Annotated in this window: 6 protein-coding genes; 2 read left to right on the forward strand and 4 right to left on the reverse strand. The window is 46.0% G+C overall.

Going from position 1 to position 5,959, the window contains the following annotated elements; translation table 11 throughout:
- Positions 1–202: 202 nt before the first annotated feature.
- The 4 genes from L0156_15875 to L0156_15890 form a co-directional block, all read right to left on the reverse strand.
- A complete protein-coding gene (locus L0156_15875) occupies positions 203–679 on the reverse strand; it encodes a hypothetical protein (protein ID MCI0604472.1) in 477 nt (158 codons plus the stop codon).
- A gap of 190 nt (positions 680–869) precedes the next feature.
- On the reverse strand, positions 870–2,501 hold the full coding sequence (locus tag L0156_15880; protein ID MCI0604473.1) for a cytochrome b N-terminal domain-containing protein: 1,632 nt from the start codon (positions 2,499–2,501) through the stop codon (positions 870–872).
- Between the two features lies 1 nt (position 2,502).
- Complete coding sequence (locus tag L0156_15885; protein ID MCI0604474.1) at positions 2,503–2,973, reverse strand: Rieske (2Fe-2S) protein; 471 nt, start codon at positions 2,971–2,973, stop codon at positions 2,503–2,505.
- Between the two features lie 102 nt (positions 2,974–3,075).
- Positions 3,076–3,468, reverse strand: coding sequence for a hypothetical protein (locus L0156_15890; GenBank protein MCI0604475.1), 393 nt, complete (start codon positions 3,466–3,468; stop codon positions 3,076–3,078).
- 207 nt (positions 3,469–3,675) lie between these two features.
- On the opposite strand from L0156_15890, the gene L0156_15895 reads away from it, so the two are divergent.
- A complete protein-coding gene (locus L0156_15895; GenBank protein ID MCI0604476.1) occupies positions 3,676–5,163 on the forward strand; it encodes a plastocyanin/azurin family copper-binding protein in 1,488 nt (495 codons plus the stop codon).
- Between the two features lie 16 nt (positions 5,164–5,179).
- On the forward strand, positions 5,180–5,647 hold the full coding sequence (locus tag L0156_15900; GenBank protein MCI0604477.1) for a DUF2652 domain-containing protein: 468 nt from the start codon (positions 5,180–5,182) through the stop codon (positions 5,645–5,647).
- Positions 5,648–5,959 lie beyond the last annotated feature (312 nt).

A 5,959-nucleotide genomic window follows, 5' to 3' on the forward strand; every position in this document is an offset into this window, starting at 1 on the left:
CAAAGGACACGGAATTTCAGAAAGCGGTAGTTGCAGGAGACGAAGTCCGTATTTCGGGGATATTACAGCAGTCGCAAAATAGCTCCCCACCGAAGTTGAGTGTAGAAAACTTCCATCAAACCACGAAGAATTAAGGCGATTCTGGTTGCAATACAATTACTTGAGTACTAGCTACTTTTCTCGTTAAAGATCACTCGTATTGCTATAGCTTAGATGGATGCGCAGCGTGATAATGACGTGTCTTCAGTAATAAAAACCCGGCACCCAGAATCACACCATAGATAAGATGCCCGACCAGACTGCCCATTGCTACCGGTCGCATCGGTTCCATCATGAGAGGGGCAAAAGCAGGCATACCGAGCAACAATGGCATCAAGATCAATGCGCCCAGGATCCACCAGCCAAATCCGTAAGCTGCTCCATAACCAGTGGCATTCATGTAACTTGTGATCCGTTTTCCAAACAACCATGCAAACAGACCGCCAATGAACGCGCTGTTAAAAAGATGATAAAGCCAGCCGACAATCATGCTGTCGGAATGAACTACTTTTGCTACCATGGCCATCATTGGCATTTCGTTTCCATCCGGTGTTGGGGCGGTCATCATTTGCATCATCATTCCAAAAACCAAACCAGCGATTATGCCAGCTAAAATACCTACTAAAATATTCGATTGCATTCTTAAATCCTCCATTTTGTCTATATCGTTCAAAGGGATACGTTTGAAAATTCATCCCTATGTAGTTGGTTCCTTTTCCTTCCGGCCTGCTTCATGCAACATGTAATCTGGGTCACTAATCGCTGGTGGCACACCTCTTCCTTTTCTTGTCGTGTCCTAGCTACAGTTCTTACGGAATGGTTCAAGAAGATTACGGTAGATGCAAATATAAAAGGTAATCGGCCAGAGCTGAGTATTCGGCATTGCTAAAATCGGGAAATTCCTGCATCTTCGAACCGGGAGTCACAGACTGTGGATCACGAATGTGCTGAATATGCCATTCCTTGGAGCGTAGCGGGCGGATCGTTAAATCCGGTCCTTTCTTGCCCCCCTGGCCGTCAATCGTATGGCAATTGATGCAGAAATTTGTGTAAAAAGTGTGGGCACCGAAACGAACCGGTCTTGGAATTGTATACAGTAAGTGTGGATGATCATCCGTCACAATCTGCAAGACGGACATCAACTCGTTTACTTGTTCGTTGGACAGACTCGCATCTCGTCCGTTTTTTTCCAGATGATCTTTTAACCAGGATCCTCCTGAGGGAAACTGGTTTCGGGCAAGAATCTGTAAAGGTCTGTTGCCTGCTGCTGTCATTGCATGGCATTCCAGGCAGCGCTGCTTAAGGACATAAATGCCTCCGACTTCGCTGGGACGTTTTACTCTCTCTGACCGCGATACAGCCAGTCCTCTTGGAGATTGCTTTGTTTTTTCTTCCGGTCTTTGCACAACAGCTGCGTACGTTAAGAATCCCCAGCTACAAATTGCAAAAACAAGCAGAATTATCGCAACTGGCCGCCGGCTCAACTTCCGGCTGGGATTGCGGTCAATAAACGGAATCAATAATAGAAGTAGAATTCCCAAATTTGGCAGAACAAAAGTTCCGATCACTTCCCATTTCCCCTGGAAATAGTGGAGCAACTGAAATAGGAATAGAAAATACCAATCAGGACGCGGAACAATTGAGTTATCGGATGGATCAGCAGGATTTCCCAACTCGGCAGGAAGAAGTGCGGCCAGGAAAAAGACAATCACTACAATTACTAACATTGCTGCTGAATCTCTTACCGTTTGAAACGGGTAAAAAGGCGTATTTCTTGGAACGCTTTCTTCAGTATTTGACCAAGGAGCTGTGACTCCATACCTCCGAATCAAGAACAGATGAGCAAGGATAAGCAGAACAGTAATTAAGGGCAGGATCACTGTATGCAAGCTGTAGAAGCGGCTCAATGTAAAGCTGCCTATAGTTGTTCCACCTCGCAGGAGGAGTCCGATCTTAGGACCAAGAAGCGGAGCGGTACTGATAATCCGAATAGTTACTTCAGTTCCCCAATATGCCATTTGATCCCAGGGAAGTAGAAACCCAGTTTGCGCAAACGCGAGTACACAAAGCAACAGTAGCACTCCAACAATCCAGGTTGCTTCACGCGGCTTGCGATAAGCGGCATAGACAAAGGTGCGGAGCAAATGAAGGCCAAGAACAGCCACCGTCAGATAAGCAGCCCAGCGATGGATTCCACGCAGCCATGCGCCTCCTTTCATTTCTTCACTCAGATAACGAAGGGAGGCATGTGCGTTTTCCGGTGATGGTGAGTAAACGAAACTGAGAAGCACGCCGGACACCAATTGGATCAGGAATAGGATAAGCAGCATACTTCCGAAAACATGTGCCCAACCAATTTTGTCAGGCAGCGGTTCTTGCAAGAATTCCTGAGCAGACGTTTTGAGGCCAAGGCGATTTTCAAACCATTCCCCCGGCATTCGGAGTATCCGAGCTATTTTCATATCAAGCCTTCATCAGTTTTCCAATTTTCAGCACATTATTCTCGACTTTTGTCTCGTACCTGTCTAAAGGACGCGGAGGTGGTCCCGCGATTCTTTTTCCATCCCGATCGAATTTTCCGCCATGGCATGGGCATTGAAACTCTTTCGAATTGGAATTCCAGCCGAAAGCACATCCCAAGTGGGTGCAGTGAGGATTAAAGACAATAAAGGAGCCGTCCGCCTTCTTTCGAACCCAAACCAATTCTTCTACAAGTTGACGAGTCCATCCATTTTGTACCAGCCGTTTGAAACTGATCTGGACGAACTCATCTGTTGCAATGTTGGCATCCGCGCTTGAGATAGAAACCCAACTTGAATCACTTTGTTCTTTCAGGCTTTCCAATAGGAACCGGAAGACAGGAAGAGCGATCAACGCGCCCAGCGCCAACGAAAAAAAATGAGTTAACTTTGCAAGAAAGTTTCTTCGATTCATAGGTTTATTCTTTAAGAATTGGATTTTTTTCAAAATAAGAGAACAGGCCGGGGCAGCTAAAAACCCAGGAAGCTGCCCCAGCACTGAGTTACATCGATGTCTTTATCCCATATCTGCGCCGAGCTTTATCTCCTCCCACTGCCCATTCTTTTTCACTTCAACTTTGGTGGGTATAATACCGCCGGTGTTAGATTCTAGCTTTCCAGTGATTCGAGCTTCCTGCCCGATGTAATCCGCCATCTTGATTGATGGACCAAAAATCACATGAGTTGTGTTTTTTGAATCTACCAAAGCAACCGGGATCCCTTGCTTAGCACACATGGTGCCACATTTTGCTGTTCCCATATGGTCGTTTCCTTTCAGTTGTCCGTTCGAACTCACGTAACATTTGGAGTCCACCAGCGTTCCTTCAAACGTTTGATCCTTATCTGCAGCCACCGCTACAAAAACGCCGGCAACCAGCAACAATAAGGCAAAAGAAATAAACTTTTTCATAGGTCCTCCTTAAAAAGTTTTTTATTCATTTCATTAGGATTCGATACGTTTGAAGAGGCCCGAATTCGAGGGTTTGTATTCTGGCTTACATACCGAGCAAGATCGATCACTCTTTACGAAACCTAATAGTAGAGGTGAAACATCATCCGTGCTTTTTGTATCCACTGTGGATTTGATGTTCACGTTATGACATCAGGAGAGTGATTCATGCGTATCAAAGTGCTTTTAATTCTAGTGATGCTTGTCTCTTCTAATGCAGTAGTTTTTGGGCAGAAGACCCTGAAGACGTTAACTCTGTCACCTACTTTTTCCACTATTCCCGGTTCCCCTCGCGTCATCAGAAATTCCTTTAAACATCTCTGGCTTGTAACTTGGCGCCAGGGAAATCCAGGTAAGATTATCGGACGTTTCGTAACATCGGAAGGAACATCTCACGGACAAAAACTTTTAGTAAGCGGAGTGACGGCGGCAGAACAGAATTTCGATATCTCCTATGATTCCGTTAACTATACCTACCTGCTGGCCTTTGAAAACACGAAGGGACTCCAAGTGCAATTCTTCAACAAAGACCTGGTCCGGCAAGGATCTCCCAATCTGATCGAAGCAGATGTAAGCAACACGAATCCCCGGCTTGCCTACGATCCTTCAGGCAAGAAATTCTTGATTTTTTGGTTGAGCACACAGGATGGTGCAGCCCGCCGAGTTCTGAAAAATCGCGTATTGGATTCTGCTGGAAAACCAACATCAGAGAGCCGTGTTCTTGCAACAGCAACTCCAGGCAAAACATTTACCAACCTGAATATCTCAGCGAATCAGAAAAACGGAAATTTAATGGCACTAGTTCTGGAAACGACGTCATCAAGTGCCTCGCTCCTGGGCTATCTGGTGAAGCCGGATGCCACTTTACTGCGCCCTGCACCGCTAAAATTCCAGCCTTCCACTGCGGGATTAAGCAGCATGGCTGATGCGAGTTTTACTGATTCAGGATCTGGATTGGCTTTATGGAGCGACAACTCTGCACTCAAGTACCGCAAGATCTCCGCAAACGGTAATTTCGCATCCGGCACAAAGACAATTCCTGGCGCTGCTGATGCAAACAGTCAGCAGACAAATATTTTGTTGGACTCCCGCAATGGACAATTCATTGGTGTCTGGACGCGCGCAAATCAAGTGCAAGCAGCTGCGTTCAATCTGGCGACCGGAGCGTTGCTGAAGCAGCCGTTCCAGGTGGCCGCTTCCCTTCTGACCAACTCCAGAAATGCAACGGCATCCTACGACCCGCAAACCGGAAATGTCCTGGCTGTATGGGAAGATTCGACGGCACCTGTTTCCGAGACGAATAACACAAATACAAAATTCCGTGTCCGTGCTGCGCTTTTCTTTGCAAGCGGAGCCCCATCGCAGACTAGTGTCAGTGTAGGTGATAATTTCTTTTCTCCGAAAGAGGTTGCCGTATCCACAGGTACGACAGTCAAATGGGTGTGGAATGGCAACAATTCTCATACTGTTACAAGTGGATCGCCTGGATCTAATGCCGGCGCAATCTTTGATAGCCCCGTACAGAATAAAGGAGCGACTTTTGAGTTCCGATTCATGGAGTCAGGAACCTTCCCTTATTTTTGCCGAGTTCACGGGATAGCGCAGTCAGGAACAATTACAGTTACATCAGGGAACGAGGCACCACCCAGGTACTAGAAGGATATTGAAATAAATGAAAGCGGATTTGAAAAAAGCGCTTCTGATCATAGCTGACATCAGCGGCTACACCTCTTTCATGATTTCTAACAGACGGGACCTTGAGCACAGCCAGACAATCATTACAGAATTATTGCGATCCATCATTCAGCTGGTAGAGATTCCTTTGGAAATTTCAAAGTTAGAAGGCGACGCCATATTCATGTACCTGCCAAGAAACCTTGATGTTTTGCCATCGCTATTAACAAAAGAGCTGATCGGAGAAAAACTTTTGAGCTTTTTTGAAGTATTCCAAACCAGACTCTCTGCGTTGGCTGAATCAATTACCTGTTCCTGTGGTGCGTGCAAAAACATCCACAGACTTACTTTAAAGATCATTGCGCATAGTGGCGAAGCATTGTTCTATAAGATTGGGAACTTTCTGGAGCTCTCCGGTATTGATGTAATTCTGGTACATAGATTGCTAAAGAATTCGATCACGTGAGGCCATTACATTCTGCTTACAGAGCAAGCAAATAACTATATCGCGCTGCGCGGAGAAACGAAGTTGATGCCGGGGCTTGAACACATCAAGGAGTTCGGCGCAATTAAAACCTTCGTATTTTTCCCTGCCCATTCTGCCTTAGTGGGCAATTAGCCGGTACAGGACGGGACCACTGCGTTCCCAAATCATGAATAGCTGAGACCCATCCATTAGAGTGAGCGACTGTACATCAGCAAACTGTAATCTTGATACTTGAAAAGAGTTACTTATGCTTTTCAAAGAGGGACTCAACGCAACGATGCGTAGATTTAC

The organism is bacterium, assembly GCA_022616075.1.
Lineage (GTDB): Bacteria > Acidobacteriota > HRBIN11 > JAKEFK01 > JAKEFK01 > JAKEFK01.

Coding starts and splice junctions, on each gene's coding strand:
- L0156_15875 (MCI0604472.1), bottom strand. CDS start 679: ATGCAATCGAATATTTTAGTAGGTATTTTAGCTGGCATAATCGCTGGT.
- L0156_15880 (MCI0604473.1), bottom strand. CDS start 2,501: ATGAAAATAGCTCGGATACTCCGAATGCCGGGGGAATGGTTTGAAAAT.
- L0156_15885 (MCI0604474.1), bottom strand. CDS start 2,973: ATGAATCGAAGAAACTTTCTTGCAAAGTTAACTCATTTTTTTTCGTTG.
- L0156_15890 (MCI0604475.1), bottom strand. CDS start 3,468: ATGAAAAAGTTTATTTCTTTTGCCTTATTGTTGCTGGTTGCCGGCGTT.
- L0156_15895 (MCI0604476.1), top strand. CDS start 3,676: ATGCGTATCAAAGTGCTTTTAATTCTAGTGATGCTTGTCTCTTCTAAT.
- L0156_15900 (MCI0604477.1), top strand. CDS start 5,180: ATGAAAGCGGATTTGAAAAAAGCGCTTCTGATCATAGCTGACATCAGC.